The organism is Candidatus Amarolinea dominans, assembly GCA_016719785.1.
Taxonomy (GTDB): domain Bacteria; phylum Chloroflexota; class Anaerolineae; order SSC4; family Amarolineaceae; genus Amarolinea; species Amarolinea dominans.
Genome location: JADJYJ010000004.1, coordinates 18,317 through 36,744 on the forward strand (window position 1 = coordinate 18,317; position 18,428 = coordinate 36,744).

13 protein-coding genes and 2 pseudogenes are annotated in these 18,428 nt (G+C 62.4%); 1 reads left to right on the top strand and 14 read right to left on the bottom strand.

Annotated elements, in window-relative coordinates; translation table 11 throughout:
- Positions 1-201: 201 nt before the first annotated feature.
- From IPM84_06600 to IPM84_06610, 3 genes and pseudogenes are all read right to left on the bottom strand, one after another.
- Positions 202-546, bottom strand: coding sequence for a DUF2442 domain-containing protein (locus IPM84_06600; protein ID MBK9092437.1), 345 nt, complete (start codon positions 544-546; stop codon positions 202-204).
- A gap of 117 nt (positions 547-663) precedes the next feature.
- Positions 664-1,020 (bottom strand): annotated as a pseudogene (locus IPM84_06605) (transcriptional regulator).
- An 85-nt stretch (positions 1,021-1,105) separates the two neighbouring features.
- Positions 1,106-3,914, bottom strand: a pseudogene (locus tag IPM84_06610) (class I SAM-dependent DNA methyltransferase).
- 218 nt (positions 3,915-4,132) lie between these two features.
- Here IPM84_06610 and IPM84_06615 point away from each other — a divergent pair.
- Positions 4,133-5,542, top strand: coding sequence for an ATP-binding protein (locus IPM84_06615; protein ID MBK9092438.1), 1,410 nt, complete (start codon positions 4,133-4,135; stop codon positions 5,540-5,542).
- A 61-nt stretch (positions 5,543-5,603) separates the two neighbouring features.
- Here IPM84_06615 and IPM84_06620 read toward each other — a convergent pair whose 3' ends face one another.
- The 11 genes from IPM84_06620 to IPM84_06670 all read right to left on the bottom strand — a co-directional run bounded on the left by IPM84_06620 (position 5,604) and on the right by IPM84_06670 (position 18,327).
- Positions 5,604-6,179: an HAD family hydrolase gene (locus IPM84_06620; GenBank protein MBK9092439.1), complete on the bottom strand. Its 576-nt coding sequence runs from the start codon at positions 6,177-6,179 to the stop codon at positions 5,604-5,606.
- A gap of 36 nt (positions 6,180-6,215) precedes the next feature.
- Positions 6,216-7,703 carry a CHAT domain-containing protein gene (locus tag IPM84_06625; GenBank protein MBK9092440.1) on the bottom strand — a complete coding sequence of 496 codons (1,488 nt, stop codon included), beginning with the start codon at positions 7,701-7,703 and terminating at the stop codon, positions 6,216-6,218.
- Positions 7,673-8,665 (bottom strand): SIR2 family protein, encoded by a 993-nt coding sequence (locus IPM84_06630; protein ID MBK9092441.1) that lies wholly within the window; start codon positions 8,663-8,665, stop codon positions 7,673-7,675. The genes IPM84_06625 and IPM84_06630 overlap by 31 nt, the downstream gene beginning before the upstream one ends.
- An 11-nt stretch (positions 8,666-8,676) precedes the next feature.
- Positions 8,677-9,930 (bottom strand): glycogen debranching protein, encoded by a 1,254-nt coding sequence (locus IPM84_06635; protein MBK9092442.1) that lies wholly within the window; start codon positions 9,928-9,930, stop codon positions 8,677-8,679.
- 142 nt (positions 9,931-10,072) lie between these two features.
- The gene (locus IPM84_06640) at positions 10,073-10,972 is read right to left on the bottom strand and encodes an ABC transporter permease (GenBank protein ID MBK9092443.1); all 900 of its coding nucleotides are present in this window, start codon (positions 10,970-10,972) and stop codon (positions 10,073-10,075) included.
- Positions 10,969-11,904: an ABC transporter permease gene (locus IPM84_06645; protein MBK9092444.1), complete on the bottom strand. Its 936-nt coding sequence runs from the start codon at positions 11,902-11,904 to the stop codon at positions 10,969-10,971. The genes IPM84_06640 and IPM84_06645 overlap by 4 nt, the downstream gene beginning before the upstream one ends.
- A gap of 251 nt (positions 11,905-12,155) precedes the next feature.
- Entirely contained in the window at positions 12,156-13,889 is a 1,734-nt protein-coding gene (locus tag IPM84_06650; GenBank protein MBK9092445.1) for a peptide ABC transporter substrate-binding protein, read from the bottom strand.
- Positions 13,890-14,031: 142 nt separating this feature from the next.
- The gene (locus IPM84_06655) at positions 14,032-15,096 is read right to left on the bottom strand and encodes an SPFH domain-containing protein (protein MBK9092446.1); all 1,065 of its coding nucleotides are present in this window, start codon (positions 15,094-15,096) and stop codon (positions 14,032-14,034) included.
- 116 nt (positions 15,097-15,212) lie between these two features.
- The gene (locus IPM84_06660; protein ID MBK9092447.1) at positions 15,213-15,728 is read right to left on the bottom strand and encodes a hypothetical protein; all 516 of its coding nucleotides are present in this window, start codon (positions 15,726-15,728) and stop codon (positions 15,213-15,215) included.
- 87 nt (positions 15,729-15,815) lie between these two features.
- On the bottom strand, positions 15,816-16,445 hold the full coding sequence (locus IPM84_06665; protein MBK9092448.1) for a hypothetical protein: 630 nt from the start codon (positions 16,443-16,445) through the stop codon (positions 15,816-15,818).
- A complete protein-coding gene (locus IPM84_06670; protein MBK9092449.1) occupies positions 16,399-18,327 on the bottom strand; it encodes a DUF2207 domain-containing protein in 1,929 nt (642 codons plus the stop codon). Before IPM84_06670 ends, IPM84_06665 begins: the two co-directional genes overlap by 47 nt.
- Positions 18,328-18,428: the final 101 nt, after the last annotated feature.

The following is an 18,428-nucleotide window of genomic DNA, read 5'->3' on the forward strand; positions in this document are numbered from 1 at the left end:
GCTCGACGCGCAGCGATGTCGGCACCAGCGTGGGTTTCAGTCAGCACTCCGTTGCTCTGTTGGCGGTAACGAGTATAGCACAAAATTGTAATGGGTACCAGCAGCCTCCGTTCTTGGGGCAACCTGGCAATCTACATTGGAAACGGCACGTTTCGTCGCGGAGATGATGGGGGCCTGGAGTATTCAGGATCCAACGTTCCGTCACTGGTTGGCAGAGGAAGCCAGCCTGTATGACACGCCGTTCTCAGCGTCCTCGGCCCGGCTCCAGGGCGGATCGCCATCGTAATACAGCACGTCAGGGTCAATATCGGCCCCGTTCGGCCAGGTCAGCGTTTCTGTTTCAGGGTCAACGACCACCTGCGCAAAAAGCTGAGGGTCCAGGCGGATTGGGTCGAACAATGGCCCGTGCAGATACGGCTCCAGATCAATGTCCCTGGTCGAGCCGTCGCTGAACGTGACATAGACAACCGAGCTGTCGCGGACGCACACCGAACGAACCGACACCAGATCTGGGTATTCCTCGTTGGCAACGATCTCTTCTATCATGATAGACCCTCGACTGCATTTGTTTCAGCGCGACTGGCGCACTGCTGCAACCATCTTACTTGTGGAGTGCGCTATTGGCGTCTTGCGCGCCGGTAGTTCGAGGTTGTCTTGTTCCGTAGGGTAAGATCGGATCAGAACCGAGCCAGGAATTCCCGTGACCTGTTCAAGACGGCGAATCATTGGCAACGTCAGGGGCCGTTTGCGGCCCAGAATTTCTGAAACACGTCCTCGGCTGCCGAGGTACGGTTCCAACTGCTTGCGTGTCCAGCCGCGGCTCTCCATGAAATACTCCAGCGCGGCGATAGGATCGGGCGACGGCAAGTCGTAACGATCCCTTTCGTAGGCTTCGACCAGCGTTACCAAAATATCGAGCGTATCGCTTTCCGGCGTGCCCGGCTCAGCGTCCCAAAGCTGCTCGATCTCCTGCAGCGCGGCATGGTTGTCTTCGTCATTCCGAATGGGTTTTAGCGCCATAGTTCATCTTATACTTCATGAGTGAGAATTCGACAAACCCTGTGGCTGCCTCGTTCGATCCAATAAACGCCTGGCAGCCAATTATCTACGCTTGCAGGCCGACTCCTGCCCGCGCCAGGTTGAGCGCCAGCAGCCGCGCCAGGATGTCCTCGTCTGTGAGGCCGGTCGGCCAGCCGTACGCTGCCAGCACGGCCGCGTCCAACTTGCGATGCGCGTGGTCCAGCCAGGTGGGCCGCGCGTTGTACAGGTTGGTCAGCGTGCGCTTCTTCAGCTCCGCCTCGCCCGCGCCCGGCGGATTGAGCCACGCGTCGCGCAGGCGCACCAGCTCCTGCGCCGCCGCCGCAATCGCCTGCACGCGGCCATCGTCCACCGGCTCCTGCCCCGGCGGCCACGGTAAGGGAAAGGTCTCGAAACAGGTAGTGGGGGTGTAGCGGGAACCGCTTTCGGCCTCACGCAGTTGGGTGCCCATGCGACGCGCCCACAGTTCGTGCATACGAGAATGCAAAACGCCGAAAAAGTAGTCATCGTCGCGAGCTACGACAATGAGAACTATGCTGAAACACATCTGATCCTGCCAGGCAAACAAAGAAATGCTTGGACACCATTGAAGTGCCGATATAGCGTCTTAGCGGCTGCAAAGCCGCGCGCATGGCCGGTCGCGCTTCAGCATGCAACCACCATCGTTCACGATAGGCCTGACGATTATTCTTACTGCGTTCGGGTTGCACATGCTTTCGAAGATACTCAAACGGAATCTCATACAGCGCGGCTTCGGCTATGGGTGTATCAAGACCGTAGTCAATAATCCATACGTTTCGCGGTCGTCGCGTGAGATCAATACCATTGAAATAAGGTCGCAGCACATCTTTGTTTGACCTACCGTTTGGGTTCAATGGCAGGGCAATCCATTCGCGTGCCTGGGACTCTGGCACATCGAAACTACCGGCTGGCGTGACCCCCATGAACGAAAGTCCGAAGTTCTCTGGGAGTCGCTGGGCAGCGGTCAAATCGGATGTTGCTGTCAGATCGGCGTTGATTACCGTCACGGCTTGCCCATTGAGCATACGGGAGGTCTCGACGCCAGCATCGAATCCAACCATCGAAACGTGAACAGTAGCGCCATCCAATATCCAATCACGATCCGACTGCGCCCAGAAAATATCGCCCGAAGCTTTGATACGCTCAAGCACTTTGCGATTAGCGCCGCCGCGAATACCCTGGGTTGCTAAAAGACCCGCCCGCTTTGCCTTTCCTTGCTCAATTTGTGTGCGCGCTTTCTCAAACCAGTAGCAGACCAAATCGGCTTCACGCGGAACTCGACCGCCATACAGGTCGAATAGTTTGTTCACGTAGACGTCACCCAACTCGCTGCGCAGCCGTTTGCCGCCCAAAAACGGCGGGTTGCCGATGATGACATCGGCCGGCGGCCACGCCGGCTCCACGGGCCGGCCGGCCGCATCATAAGCCAGGATGGCGTCCATGCGGCGCACGGTTTGGATGGGCTTGAGGATCGGTTCGGGCGGCGCGCCGAAGCCGTTGGCGCGCAGCCACTGGATGTAGCCGATCCAGATCGTGGCCTGCGCCAGTTCATGCGCATACGGATTGACCTCGATGCCGTAGAGCTGCCCCGGCGTCGGCGCAATGCCCTCCAGCGGCGACACCGCCGTCAGCCCCAACGCCAGCATCCGGTCATAGACCTCTTTCCACAGGTCGAGCAGCGAGAGCAGCGCCAGGTAGAGGAAGTTGCCGCTGCCGGCCGCAGGGTCGAGCACGCTGACGCGCGCCAGCTCCGAGGCAAAGTCCACCAGCAGGTCTTGCAGCTTCTTGTGCAGGCTGCTGCGCTTTGGCCCTTTGGCCTGATCGCGCTGGCCGGCCAGCCCCTGGGCCTGTTCCTGCACCGTGGCCCAGCGCCGGCGCAGGGGCGCCATCAGCACCGGCTCCACGATCAGCAGGATGTCCTCGCGGCTGGTGTAGTGCGCGCCCAACTGGCTGCGCTTGGCCGGGTCCAGCCCGCGTTCGAACAACGTGCCGAAGATGGTGGCATCAATGACCGACCAGTCCGCGCCCACGACGCGGGCGAGTACGTCCAGCCCGGTCGCGCTCAGCGGCAGGACCGCGGCGTTGTCGAAGAGACCGCCGTCGAAGTGGGGAATTTGCTCTGTGCCGAACCAGCCGCCGCTCGCCATCGCGGCGAAGAGCTGGCTCAACTGCCCGGCAAACGCGGCCGGCTGCGACTGTGTGCGCATCACCAGGCGGGCAAAGAGTCCCTCCGGCAGCAGCCCCACATCCTCGGCGAAGAGGCAGAAGAGCAGGCGGATCAGAAAATGGGCAATCGCCAACGGTTCATGGCCGTCCTGACGCAGGAGGTCGGCCAGGCGCGCGAACTCCGCCGCCACCCGCCGCGTGACCATCTCCGGCGTCTCGGCCGTCTCGAAAAAGGCGGGGTGATAGAAGATGGCGCGCAGCCGCTCCAGGCCGGCCGGCGTCAGCAGATCATCCAGGGTGAGGGTGGTGGGCGTGTTGGCGCGGTTGACGAAGTTGGGGTGAATGACGATGGTTTCGATGTCGCTGACCACCAGCAGCGGCGGATTGTGCAGCGCGGCGCGGTATTGCAGCAACTGCAGGTAGGCCTTGTCCAGGTTGGCGTGCTTGCCTTTGTACTCCCAGCCGAAGAAGCCGCGCTTGAAGACGTCGGCAAAGCCCTGGCCGCCGCCCAACTTGGCCGCGCCGTACTCGAAGGTGAAGTGCGTGCCCTCAGCATCGGCCGCGGCCGGCGTGGGATGTCCCACCAGGCCGCACAGGTCGAGAAAATGCTCCTTCGTGGCCGCGCTCTCCTTGAGCGTGACCTTTCGCCATTTCGCGACGAAGGCTTGTGGGGTAAGGGTGAATGGCATGATTATTATCACCTGGCATGGATCGGACGCCTGACAAGATCGGCCTGGCCCGGCCGACATCTGGGGTTATTGTACCATACGCCGTACTCACTGTAAGATCGTTGGTAAGACCGTAAGACCTGGTCTCGCGTGTGGTCTGGAGTTGTTATATTATACGAATCACGATTATAATAATCGCGATTCGTATTGTTCCCCACGGCTCGTCACGAAGGAAAACGATGTTCATCAACCGCCATGCCGAACTGATTAATCTGGAAACGCATTACCGTTCCGGACGCGCCGAGTTGTTCGTTCTCTACGGCCGGCGACGGGTGGGCAAGACCGAGCTTGTGCGCCATTTCTGCGCAGACAAGCCCCATATTTTCTTCATTGCCACCCTCAGCGCCGATAACGATCAGCTCGCTTCCTTCTCCCAGGAGATTTGGCGTTTCACGCACGCCAATATCTCCGATGGCTTCACCTTTCCCTCGTGGGAGGCGGCTTTCCGCGCCCTGGCGGACCTGCCCGGTCGCCCTGTGGTCGTGCTGGACGAGTTCACTTATCTGATTAGCGGCAACAAGACCATTCCCTCGATTTTGCAGAAGGTGTGGGATGAGCTGTTGCGCAACACCCAGGTTTTTTTGATCCTGTGCGGCTCTTACGTGGGCATGATGGAACGGGAGATTCTGGGCTACCAGGCGCCGCTGTACGGTCGTCGAACTGGCAGTTATCTTCTGCCAGCACTGGAATTACCGGCCGCGGCCGTTTTTCTCCCCGCCTACACCCCCATCCAGCAGATCGAGGCTTGGGCGGTCTTGGGCGGCATGCCCTATTACCTGGCCACCTTCTCGGATCAGGCAGACATCTTCGCCAATATCCGCGCTCGCATCCTCGATAGCCAGGGGATGCTGCGTCGCGAACCGCAGATGCTGCTCATGGAGGAACTGCGGGAGCCCCGCAATTACTTTTCGATCCTGCGCGCGCTGGCACAAGGATCCACGCGACTGAACGAGATCAGCCAGGGGGCGCGCGTGGGCGACGCAACCACGACAGCGCGTTACCTGAATATCCTGCAAGATCTGCGTGTGGTAAACCGCAATGTGCCTGCCACCGAGAGTCGGCCCGACAAGAACAAACGCGGCCTTTACCAGATCACCGATGCCTTCCTACGCTTTTGGTTTCGCTACGTGCATCCCAACCAGGGATCGCTTGACCTGGGCCTGGCGGACGCGGTGCTGGCGCAGCGCGTGCGGCCGACCTTCGATCAGTTCGTCAGTTATGCCTTCGAAGAAGCGGCGCGGGCTTACGTCGCGCGCCTGGCGCGTGCGGGGCAACTGGCCTTCTTGCCCGAGCGGATCGGCTCTTGGTGGGACAGCACGGGCGAGGTGGATGTTGTCGCGGTCAGCGAGGCAGACGGCGCGCTGCTGCTGGGCGAGTGCAAGTGGTCGGTCAACCCCGTGGGGACGGACATCCTGGACGATCTACAACGCAAGGCGCGCCTGGTTGATCCCCAGGGCCGCTGGCCGGCCGTTTCCTACGCGCTGTTTGCCAAGTCCGGTTTCACGCCCGCCCTGCTCGCCCGCGCCGCGGACGAGAATGTGCGCCTGGTTGCGGCGGAGGCGCTGGTAACGGATGATCCTGGAAGCTGAATCTGTGGCCTGACAGTGTGATCTTTGCCTGGCTGAGCAGTTACAATGCACCTGTGGTTCCTTAGCCCAATCCCAGGTCTGCTGCAATGCCTTGCAGCGCGCTGAGCACGGTCTGGATGTGTTCATCCAGCGGTTCGCCCAGCTCGGCGGTGTAGTGCTCGATCTCCTGGCGGCTGATGGCCGCGGTAAAGGCTTTGTCCTTCCACTTCTTCCTGACCGACCGCACCTCGACATCGGCCAGGCTCTTGCTGGGGCGCACGTAGCCTACGGCCATGATGAGGCCGGTCAGCTCGTCTACGGCCAGCAGGGCTTTGTCCAGGCGGCTGACGGACGGGACGCCCAGGTAGGTGGCATGCGCTTCCACGGCATGGATCAGCTCCGGCGGCCAGTCCAGGGCGCGAAAGAGGCGCAGCTCGGTGCGCGGATGCCCAGCGGTCTGGTCATCCATGTTGGGGAAGCGCTCGAAGTCCAGGTCATGCACCAGGCCGGTGATGCCCCACAAGTCCTCGTCTTCGCCGTATTTGGCCGCGTACGCACGCAGCGCCGCTTCCACCGCCAGCATGTGCTTGCGCAGGCTGTCGGCCTTCACCCATTCGCACACCAGCGCCCAGGCTTCGGCTCGGGTCGGTAATGACATCGTTGGTTTCTCTCCTTCCACGAATGACAATTTTCTTCATTTGAACAGGCGTCCATCGGAAACGCGTGTGGTCAGCACCGGAATGGCCCAATCGAAGCTGCCGAAGCCGGCTTTGACAAACACCCCGCGCCGGCCCTCCCCCACGCAGTCGTCCAGCGGCAAACCCTGTGCCATCCCGCTGTAGAAATGCCTGGCGAACAGGGTCGCGTAATCGTCGCGCACGGCCGTCTGCATGGCGACCACGGCCGGCACCCCCGCCTTGACCAGGACATCGGCAATGCCGTAGGCGTCTGTGCTGTTGGCGGTCTGGCTGGTTTCACAGGCGTTGAGGAACACCAGGCGCATGGTGCTGCCCGCCAGCAACTGACCCAGGGTTTTGGCGTCAACCGGGTCGCTCAGGTGGTCTTCGTTTTCCAGGATGAGATTACCTGTGCTGCTGGACACATCGAAGAGGCCGTGGCCGATGAAGTGCAGGATGTGGAAGGTCTCGCGCAGGCGGGGCAGCAGGTCGCTGACCTGGACGTGATCTATCTCGACCAGTTCGATGCGGTTGCCCAGGGGCGCCAGCGCGCTGCGCACGAGCGCGATCTCGTCGGCCGTCTTGAGCGTGCGCTGGTCGGTCGGCCCGGCCACGGCCAGCAGGATGCGCAGCGGCGTGGGCGAGGCCACGGCCGTGGCGGTCCTGCCCACGGGCGGGAAGCGCACAATGGACCGTTGGAGGTTCAACCCCCAGAATTCAGGCGCAACGCCAGGCGCGGCGTCGGTCAGCAGTTCCCAGGGCAACGCCGCCAGTTCAGGCGGATCGAGGCGCAGGCGGATGCGCAGGCTGTCATCGTCGCCCAATTTGCCCTGCGCGGTCAGCAGGCGATTGTAGACGGCCGTTGGAAAGGCCAACTGCTGCAAACGGTAGCCGAGCAGGGTCAGGTCCTTCTCGGCCGGCGGCTGGCTGGGGCGCACCGGGCCGGGGGTGCGCGTGGCGGATGCGTCCACAGGCGCTTCCGCGGAAAAGCCGCGCAGGATGCCGAAACGGTTGAGCAGGCGCGTGAAATCCACGTCGGCCGGGTCGAAGGTCACATCGGCCTCGGCCTGGCCGCCCAGCTCGCTGCTGGTTTCAACGCTGTACTGGCCGGCGGCAGCGCCGCGGCGGATGCGTAGGTCGAAGTCGTGATAGGTGATGCGGCGGACGGACGCGGGGGTGGGAGGAGGCGGGGGGGTCGGGCCGGGTGACGCATTGCCGCCTTGCCCGGAGGATGACGTCGAGCCGGTGGAACGCCCTGGCGGCGGGACGCCCATGATTTCAAGATAGCCGGTCGAGTTCAGGTCATAGATCAGTTCGAGGAGGCGAGGCACTTTCACGCGCTTTTCGGCGAATTCGATCAATTTGAGGCGCAGGCTATGCAAGTTCGGCCCTGCGCTGTCGCGCACACCCTGGAAGTCCTGTTCCAACAGGATGATGTCAATATCCTGCGCCGTCAATTTTTGCAGCAGTTTGTTCAAGGTGATTGAATTGGGCAGCGTAGGCATGGGTGTTGGCTCCTTTGCGGGTGTGGGGGATGGGCCGGGGATTGGAGACCGGAGATCAGAGGCCGGAGATTGGGGATCGGAGACCGGAGATCGGAGACCGGGGATCGGGGAGATTGGGGGTCAGAGACCGGAGATTGGGGATCGGGGGTTGGAGATCGGAGATCAGAGACCGGAGGGAGGGGCAGGCCGAGGAGGCTGCTGAGGACGGCGAGGGGGTCGGCGTCAATCAGTTCAACGTTGCGCTGCTGCCAGGTCAGGCGCTGGTAGGGGTCCAGGCCGGGCTGCACGGCAAAGGCGCGGCGCATCAACGGCCCGGCGGTCGTCAGCACGTGGGTGTAGAGCAGTTCGAAATCCACGTCTGACAGGTCGTAGCCGATGAAGAGCAGGGTATTGACGCGCATGATCGTGCGCACATAGTTGAGCAGGCCGGCGTTGGCCGGATCGTTCACCAGGCGCAGATGGGCGTCACGCGTCAGCACCAGGCTCTGCTGTTCGCGCACGCGACCGTACAGCCAGATCAGCGTGGGCAGATTGCCGTTGAGCAGGTCCAGATTGCCCACGCTGACGCCGGCAATGATCGGGTAGTTGTACGGGCGCCGCTGGTCACGCAGGGCGTCCTCGAGCAGGCCGTCGTACGCGGTAACAATGTAGTGGCTGGCCGGCAACTGCGCGGCGAGCCGGTGAACAAGCTGCGGTTGGTGGCGCTGCTCGTCCAGTTCACGGACGATGATCCGGTTCAGTTCATTGGTAAAACCGTGCTGGCCGGCCGCGAAGGCCTGCGCGACCGCTTCCAGGGAGTTGTCACGGCCCTGGTAGTTGATACGGGCCGCCAGGCGCTGCGCCAGGTCCTGCCGGCTGGGCAGGCCGGTCAAGGCCTGCGGCAGATCGCCGCCCCAAAAAATAACCAGGTTGCGGTGCGCCAGCGCATCGCTCAAATCAGGTGACAGTTGCAGGTTTGCCATCTCGAACCTCGTCAGGGTTGGATCAGATCATCGAACAAGGGCAGGCGTCGCTGCTGCAAGGCCTCGTAGGCATATAGATACATGCCGGCCGACCAGGCCTGGAGCGGATAGCCCATGGGGTTGCCGGTTTCGCCGTGCAGCCATTCGTTGAATTCCCACGGCTCATAGGCGCCGCGCTGATTGGCCGCGGCCAGATCGCGCAACAGATGCTCCGCATCATCCATCCAGCCCTGGCGCACCAGCGCGGCCACGTGAAATCCGCCGATGAAGGGCCAGATACCGCCGTTGTGATACTGGTGCGGCAGGTTCAGGTTGCGGCTGCGGTAGTATTCGCGCCACTCCGTCTGGCCCGGATAGATGACGGGATGAATGGCCTTGCTCGGATAAGGCCTGCCCGCGCCCACCTGGTAGAGGTGGCGCAAGATCAGCTCGCGGCGCCCGCTGTCGGCCACGCCGGTCAGGATGGCCAGGGTGTTACCCAGCACGTCGCAGTAATCGCCAAACTCGCGGAAGGCGACCCAGGGCAGGTAGAACGGACGGCTGGAGATGGTGCCCACGTTGTGATAGAGCATGTACCATTCCAGGCGCATGGCCTTGAGACGGGCCAACTGTTCGGCCCAAAGCTCTGGCTCCCAGCAGCGATTGACCCAGAGCAGCAGGTTGAGCCGTTCCTGCACCCCATCCGCCCCCGCCCGCGCCCCGCCCGCCTCAGCGCCGCAGGCTGCGGCCATCTGCGCAAAGGCATGCAAGCTGGCGAAGTAGAGGACGTTGTCATAGAGGACATTATAACGGACCGAGAGCAAATCCATCCAATCGCCGGCCTCGGGCACTTCGAGCAGGCCGCATTCATTCATGTCCTGATAACGCAGCCAGACCAACGCGCGCTGCAGACGGGCAAAGTTGTCGCGCAAATAGGCATCATCGTGCGACAGCAGCCAGTGATAGTAGTGCCCCAGAATGAACCACAGGTTGGCGTCTACCGCGCCGGCATTTTCGGTGGAAACGGTGCGGCTGGCCACGTCCACGTTGAGGGGGATCAAGCCCAGCGGTGATTGAAAGGCGCCCAGGGTATCGAGCGAAGCGCGGAAGGGCGGCAGGAAAAGCGTCGGCTCAGCCCAGGCCGCGCCCAGCGCGGTGATGATGCTATCGCGCGCCCAAACATGCGGATAGCCACGCGTCAAGCCAGACGCTTTGAAGCCAATCGGGGAACTACAGCGCTGCAGCACCTCAACAGCCCGTTCGCGGGCCTCGATCAACAGGTCCATCGCTTCTCCCTTCGACCATGAGCCGCCGAATGAATTCGGGGCGAAAGAGCGTTCCGCCGGGCGTCCACCTGCGTGGACGCAATCCGGGTCGGCGCAGGCCGACCTTGCGGCGGAACGCCCATTAGGTGCGATTTCAATCGCTTCACTCCGATTTCGGATCGAACGCGTCGCGCAGCCCATCACCAGCAAAGGAGAAGGTGAGCACCATGACCATCAAGGCCAGGCTGGGGAAAAGGGCTTGCAGCCAGTTCATCTCCAGGTACGGGATGGACTGCACGATCATGCCGCCGATGCTGGGCGCCGGCGGCTGTACGCCCAGGCCTAACAGACTCAATACCGCTTCGTTGACCACCACGCCGGCCACGTCCAGGGTGGCGCTGACGATGACCATGCCCATCACGTTGGGGAGCAGATGGCGCCAGAGGATAGTCCGATCGCGGGCGCCGACGGCGCGCGCGGCTTCGATGAACTCGCGCTCGCGCAGCGCCAGGGTGATGCTGCGCACGGTGCGCGCCATCAGCGGCCAGCTCACCAGGCTCAGCGCGCCGGCCACGAGGAGCAGACGGCCAATCCCGCCAAAGGTTTGCGTGATGGCAGGGCCGAACACGCCGGCCACCAGGATCGCCAGCAGCAGGCCGGGAAAGGCAAAGAGCATATCCGCCAGGCGGCTGAGCAGTTGATCGAGCCAGCCGCCGAAATAGCCGGCCAACAGGCCCAGGGTGGCGCCGAGCACGATGTTGAGCGTTTCTACGTACACGGCAACCAGCAGGGAGACGCGCAGGCCGCGCAGCAGGCGGGCCAGGGTGTCGCGCCCCAGGTTGTCGGCGCCCAGCGGGTGCGCCGGCGTCGGCCAGGCGTTGATGGCGTCATAGTCCTGATCGGTGGCGCTGAGCGGCCACAGATCAGGGCCGACCGCGGCCAGCAGCAGCAGCAGGACGATCACCGCCAGGCTGAACAGCGCCAGGCGATTGGCGGCAAAGCGTGCGCTCAGCGTGCGTGAGCGGTCGCCCGCGGTCAGAGTTGCAGTGATGGCGTTGCTCACGTCATCCGAATCCGTGGGTCGAGAAACAGGTAGGTCAGGTCGGTGGCCAGGTTCATCACCACGACGGCCGCGGCCAGGATGATCGTCGTTCCCTGCAACACCGGATAGTCACGCTGACCGATCGCCTGGATCGCCAGGAAGCCGATGCCGGGCACGGCGAAGAGGTTTTCGACCACGAACGCGCCGGTGACCAGGAAGGCGAGCGATGGGCCAAGCACGGTGACAATCGGCAGCAGCGCGTTGCGAAAAGCATGGCGCCAGGTGATCTGACGCGGGAAGAGGCCCTTGGCCGCGGCCGTGCGCATGAAGTCCTGGCGCAGCACTTCCAACATGGATGCGCGCGTCAGACGCGCCAGGTAGCCTGTGGTGCCCGCGGCCAGCACGATCACCGGCATCACCCAGTGGGCCGGGGTTCCCCAGCCGGCCACCGGCAAAAAAGGCAGCCCGCTGCGGTAGAGCCAGGTATCGGCCACGCGCAGGATGGGAATCAGCACGAAGCTCGGAATGGCGTAGAGGGCCAGCATGAACGCCAGCAGGCCACGGTCGAGCCAGGAATTCTGCCGCAGCGCGGCCAGCACCCCAGCCGGGATGCCGATAACCAGGCTGAGCAGAAGCGCGACGCCGCCCAGCGCCATCGAAATCGGCAGGCCGTGACGCAACAGATCAAGCACCGGGCGTCCCTGGTATTTGTAGGACAAGCCCAGGTCGCCCTGCAGCAGCCCGCCGACATAGCGCAGATACTGCTGCCACCAGGGCAGATCAAGTCCATACTGGTGCAGCAGCCGTTGATAGATCACAGGGTCACGACGCGAGCCCATCATCACCAGGATGGGGTCTCCTGGCGCCAGGTAGCCGATGATGAATGTCAGCAGGGTAATGCTGAACACCACAAAAATCAGACTGAGGATACGACGCAGAACGATGGATACCATAAGATGAATGCTATAGAATGGGCGGTTCGTTTCGTGCCACCGAACAGGTCCGGTGGGTGGCGGCGCAAGTTGTCGGGCAGTTCGTAGTTCGTAGTGACGGCTTTAGCCGTTTCTGCTATCACGGAGCGACTGAAGTCGCCACTACGAACCATCTGAACTCGTTCGGCGCTCACAGTCCGGCGTTCGGGGTCCCAGGGAACGCCGAACGGAGAGTCGGGGAACTCCCCGTTCGGCGCTCCCGCGGGGCCGGTCTACTGCGTCTTACCGCGGACAGCCGACCAGTCGGGCACCGTGATGCCCTGGCCGGTAAAGACAAAGCCAGAGACATAGGGTCGCATCAGGACATTGAGCGTCGGATTGAAGAGCGGCAGCCAGCCCACTTCATCCACGGCCAACTGCTCAGCCTGGTTATAGAGCGTCATCCGTTTGCTATCATTCCCGACGATGACATCGGCCTCATCCACCAGTTTGTCAAAGGCTGCGTTCGACCAATGGCCGTTGTTGTTGCCCACATCGGTACGCAGTTGCTGCGAGATGAAATTTTGCGGGTCGGGGTAGTCGGCGCCCCAGATGCTAAAGTACATCTGAATGCCCTGCTCCGGGTGTTGGTAGGTGGTGTTCAGGCGCTCGCTGAAGGTCGCCAGTTCGAGCGGTTCCAGGGTGATCTGAACGCCCAGGTTTTGCTTCCACTGCTCCTGCAAGAAAGTCACCACCCGCTCATTGTCGCCTTCGACGCCGTAGCTGAAGGCAATGGGCGGCAGTCCCTTGCCGTTGGCAAACCCCGCGTCCGCCAGCAGTTGCTTGGCTGCGGCCGCGTCGAAGGTCAACCCCTTGATGGGCAGTTCGGAGCCGGGCAAGCCGCCGGGCAGGATGCGGTCGGAGGGGCGCACACTGCCGCCCAGCACCTTGGTGGCCAGCGCCTGCTTGTCAATGGCGCGGGCGAAGGCCTGGCGCACCTTCACATTGTCGAAGGGTGGCAGCATATTGTTGAAACCGATATAGCGGACGGCAAAGGAGGAAGCCGCACGGAAGTCCGGCAGGTCGCTCACCTCGGCCAGGCGCGCCGCCGGCACGCCGTTCTGCTGGCTGCCCATGATGTCCAGGCCGCCGGTGCGGTACAGTTGGAACGCGGTCTCGCTGTCCTGGAAGAAGGGCATCTGCAGTTCCGTCACCTGGATGGGGCCATTCCAGTAGTAGGGGTTCGGCTCCAGGATCAGGGCCTGGTTGTGCTTCCATTCCTTCAGCTTGAAAGGCCCGGTGCCGATCGGGCTATCGGTCCAGTTGGCCGGGTTGGCCGTCACCTTCGCCTCGGGCACAATGAAACCGCCGGCAAAGGTCAACTGCTTGAGGAAAAAGGCAGACGGCTGCTTGATCTTGATTTCGACGGTAGAGGCATCCACCGCCTTGACCCCAGTCAGGGTGGAACTGGCGCCGCTCGTAACATCGTCAGAGCCGACGATGTTACTCAGATAGAAGGGGCCAGTCCAGCCGCCGGTCGCCGGATTGAGCGCCCGCGTCAGCGAGAAGACCACGTCGTCGGCCGTCGCTGGTGTGCCGTCGCTGAAGGCCAGGCCGGGGCGCAGCTTGAAGGTGTAGGTCAGGCCATCCGGCGAGACCGTCCAACTGGTCGCGCCGTCCGGGGTCACGCGCAGTTCCCCGTCCAGGCGCACAAGGCCGGCGAAGAGCATGTTCACCGCCAGGATACCCTGGGAGTCACTGGCCTTGGGCGGATCAATCGAAACCAGTTCGTTGATGCCCTCGATGGACCAGCGCAAGACCTGGGGTCTCATCGCCACCGGCGTGGGCGTGACGACAACCTCTTTGGTCACCTCTTTGGTCACTTCTTTGACCACTTCGACGGTCTCTTTGACCACGACCGTCTCTTTTTCGATAACCGTCACCGGCGTGGGTGTGGCTACACACGCCGCCAACATCAACGCCAGCGCCGCTGCGCACAGGGTGATCATGACAAATCGCCGCAACATAGAATGTTCTCCTCCGTTTCTCATCTTTTTTTCATCTTTTCATCAGGGGCATGGACATCAGCCCGCCATAATCAAAGACACGGAGACCGCAGCACCGATGGCAGTCTCCGTGTCTGGATTGCATCTACCAGGGGAGGGGTAACTAGCCCTTCAAGAACTCGTCCAGCGCCGCCCGGCCGACGCGATACTGAGCGCCGATCTTGCGCGCCTTGAGATCGCCCTCTGCGATCAGAGCCAGGACATCGGCTTCGGACACCTTGAGATACGCCGCGGCCTCGGCCGTGGTCATCACATCGGGCGCCGCGGCGGCCGCGGCCGGGGCCGCGCCCGGCTGCTGCTGCCCCGCGGCCATGGCCTGGGTCATCGCTTGCGCCATGACGCCGCCCAGACCCATGCCCGCGCCCAAGCCCAGCCCGGCGCCGGTCAGGCTGCCCGCGCCGCCGTCGCCTGCCTGCGCGGCATCGCCCAAGGCCCGCGCCGCCTTGTACTGCATGTAGGCCTGCATGTTGCCGATGGCGCCCATCGAGGCGCGCTCGTCAATGGCCTTCTGCGTTTCTTCGGTCGGGCTGACCGACTGGATGAACATCTGCTTGAGCGCGATGCCCAGGGCGGCAAAATCGTCGGCCAACCTGGCCTTGATTCCCGCGCTCAGTTCATCGAACAGGGCCGGCATGTCCAGGAAACTGGCGCCGGAAGAGGCCAGCACATCGGTCATGCGGCTGATGATGACCCCGCGCAGATACGCGTCAATCTGCGCCGTCTGATAGAGCCCCTGCGTTCCCACGATCTTGGTGACGAACAACTGCGGGTCGCTCACCTGCATCGAGTAGTTGCCAAAAGCCCGCAAGCGCACCATGCCGAGGTCCTTGTCGCGCAGGGTGATCGGTTCCGGCGTGCCCCATTTCTGCTCCAGAAACTCGCGCCGGTTGACGAAATAGACCTCAGCCGTAAAAATGTTCTTGCCGCTGGAGAAAATGCGCTCCAGCAGGTTGGTGATGAGTGGGATATTGGCCGTGGTAATCGTATGGCGGCCCGCGCCGAACGAGTCCAGGGCCTTACCGTCACGGAAAAAGACAGCCGTCTGGCTTTCGCGCACAATGACCTGCGAGCCGATCTGGAAATCGCCAGAACCGGACTGCGGTATGCGCACCACCATGTCGGCCGGCCCCTGGTCGGGGGCTTCAATCACATCAATAATTCGTGCCATTTTCTCCTCCTGCGTAGAGTTGGCAACTCTGCTTGTCAGGAACGAGAATTAAATAAGTGTCCGAACATAGCCACCCCGTGGGCCGCTAAACCAGACAATTAAAAAATTCTCGTTCCTTAGCTATTCAGAATTGCATCCTGGCGATGGCCCCACACGGTGTTGAGCATCGCCACATGATCGGCCAACGCATTGGCAGCGTCGCCAATGCCCTCGCGCGCGCTGACGGCCGCGGCCAACTTGTCCACTTCGGCTTGCAGGGCGCCCACGCGCTCCACCATCTGCTCGTCGAACTGCGCCAGGGCATCGAGCTGCGCCTCCTTGACCTTGACATCATCGAAGAGCGGCGCATAGCCATAGCTGGCGGTCTTGATCCGATCCCCCAGGGTCTGCAGCTTCGTGACCGCGCGCTCCACATCATCTACCCACTGCAAGCCGCCCGCGCCGAGCAGGTCAACCTGCAGGCCCTGCAGGCGTTGGCGTTGCTCGTCCAAGTCGCGCGCCAACAGCTCGCGCACCGTCTTGTCCGCCTCGCGGCGCAACTCTTTTTCCTTGTACCCTTTAACGCCGGGCAAACCGGCGAAGGTGCGCTCCAGGGCGCCCCGGGCAGCTTTTGCCTTCTCGATCAAATCCATAGTTTGTTCCTTTCTCTGCCAGAATACATCATTCGCCCCTCTGCACTGATCCTGCGCCGGCCGGTCGCCTGACCGGCGGCGACGGAGCTACTGCGCAAGGAAAATCTCGCTGCCACAGAACGGGCAACTGATCACGCCCTTGCCAGTGAGTTCCAGTTGGCCGCCACAGTTGGGGCATTTACCGCCCTCTCGCATCTGTGACGCCTGCCGGGAATAAAGAATACCATCCTTCCAATTGACATAGCCGCTGAACAGGCCTTTGCCCACCAGGTCATAGATCCACGCCTTGACCTGCTCGGCGTCAGTGCCCATCTCCAGGACGATATCAGAGATACTCGCCTTACCCCGTGTCATGATGATATTGAGGATTTTCTTCTGCTTAGTCACTTCGGCCATCTGTGCGGCTTCAGCACGCCCGCGCGTGAACAGATAGCCGCCGACGCCAACGAAGAGCAGAGCAGGCAGTGCGCTGAAGGCGATGCCCAGCACCATGCCGCCCGTATTGCCCTGCTCACCCGCGGCCTGCACCGACGTGATCGCAAGCGCGCTGCCGATCAGGCAGGTCAGGATTCCGATCACGATGAGAATCAAGCCCACCACGCGGCCAGAACCGATCATGTATGCCTCCTTGTGTGTATCAAAACCAGGGGAAGTTAGCGATTGCGCCAGATCAACCGAACCCACCGCCGCCACCGCCGCCGCCACCACCACCGCCACCACCGCCGCTCCCACCACCGCCGCCGCCCGACCAGCCCGAACTGCTGGATCCGGAGGAAGGCTGCGGCGCCGGCCGACTGGTCAGCGCGGATGCGGAGGATGACAGCATGGTGCCCAGGCCGGCGCTCATACCGCTCAACCCACTGCCCATGTCGCGTGACATATCGCTCAACGTCGGCGCCGAACGTTCCGCGCTACTGATCTTCCCTGCGCCCGGCAGGCCGACATCACCGCCGCCCACCGTCGCGGGGTAATGTCCGCGCGAATGACCGTAACCTGAGTACGGCGTCCACCAGGTGGGCACCGGTGCGTCCACCTGGGCGAACTTGTTGATCCAGGTGCGGTCAAGACCAAACGCCACCGCATAAGGCAGGTAGGTCTCGAAGATCGCCTTGCTCTCTTCCAGGTTCGTGTACTTCTCGATCTCCTGCAAATAGCGCTTGAAGGCCCGCCAGCGCGCTGCGGCATCGGCGCCCTTGTCAGTCTTGCGCGGCATGAAGCGCGCAATGGACATGAATATCAGCGCCGTAAGTCCCATGCCCACGACAGGCAACCACGCGGTGTCGGTGTACACCGTCGCGAAGGGAAGGACAAAGCAGCCCAGGATGCCGGTCACAGCCAATACGGCGACACCGCTGGCGCCATAGGCGTTGCGCGTGCGTTCGGGGCTGCGCATGAAGAATCCTTCAGCCACCACCTCGTCGTACAGTTGGCTCTTGATCTTGGGAATCGTCGTGTAGAACTTATTCTTCAACTCCGACAGTTGGCGCTCCGTCGTGTCGCCCTTGAACATGCGATCCACCAATGTCTGTTCGAAGGATCGCAGGCCCGCGGTCTTACCCACCAGCCTGTAGGTAAAATCCTTGCCTTTCTCCTCGCGAATGGTAATCACCTTGCGCCGGGCCAGATCAATCAGGGTCGCCATGATGTCCTGCAGATCAGCCGTTTCATCCACCAGCGTGCCGGCGATGCCCGGTGGCAACGCGGGGTCGGGCGGCTCGGCCAGATAGTCGGTTGGCAACATCACCGGCAGGTCGCGTCCCTTCTGATACCAGAGCAGGTAGACCAGCAGCGGCCCGCCGATGAGCAGCAGCAGCCCCAAGGCGAACACCCCGGTATTGATGAGCGGTCGCGTCTGGCGATCATACGCGGCGCGCTGCTCAGTGGCCGCCGCGTCTGCATCGGCCTCTGCCTGCCAGCTTGAGGGGCTGCCGGCCACCACACCGTGAGTGAACTGCACGCGCACCTCGATCTGCTCGCCCGGGTTGATGGCCTCGCTGGAGGTAAATTCCATCGTCTGGGCATCGAGCTGAGTGGCGGTGGCGCGCACGCCGTAGTTATCGAAGTTGGACACCGTCGCCGGCGCGGGTACGCGCACCGTCACCGTGGACGAGCGCACCGGGAAGCTGCGCTCAGGCCCCACCACGCTCCACCAAAACTGATCGCCGCCATCATAGTAGCGCAGCGCGCCATCCACCGTGTAGCTGAGCACATAGACGTGACGGCTGTCAGAGACTGACCTGGGAAAAAACCACTTGACAATAAAATCTCCGCTGCCATCGGAGGTGACAACGAAGGTGCCCGCCGTTTCACCGCTCGACGCGCGGCGCAGCGCCTGGCCGTCGGCCGTCACCTGCACCCCGGTGATATCACGCAGACGATCTGTCTTGATATTACGGGTGCCAAAGCGGAAGGAGCCGGACGTGAACACAATCTCCTGGGTTTCGATCACCTTGAACGAACCATCCGCATCAATGGTGATATCGGCATCCCATCGCTGCCAGTAGAGTTGTTTACTCTCTTGGGCCAACGAGGGTGCGGCCGTTACCCACAGGATGAGAAACCACAACCCAACTGCCGCTCGCATCGTTCTGGAACGCATGGATCCTCCAACACAGATAATGGTTGACAACGGGGCGACGTCGTGACATGCTGCAAATTATCCCGATTATAGCGCAAATGCCCGAATTTTCCCAACGCGCA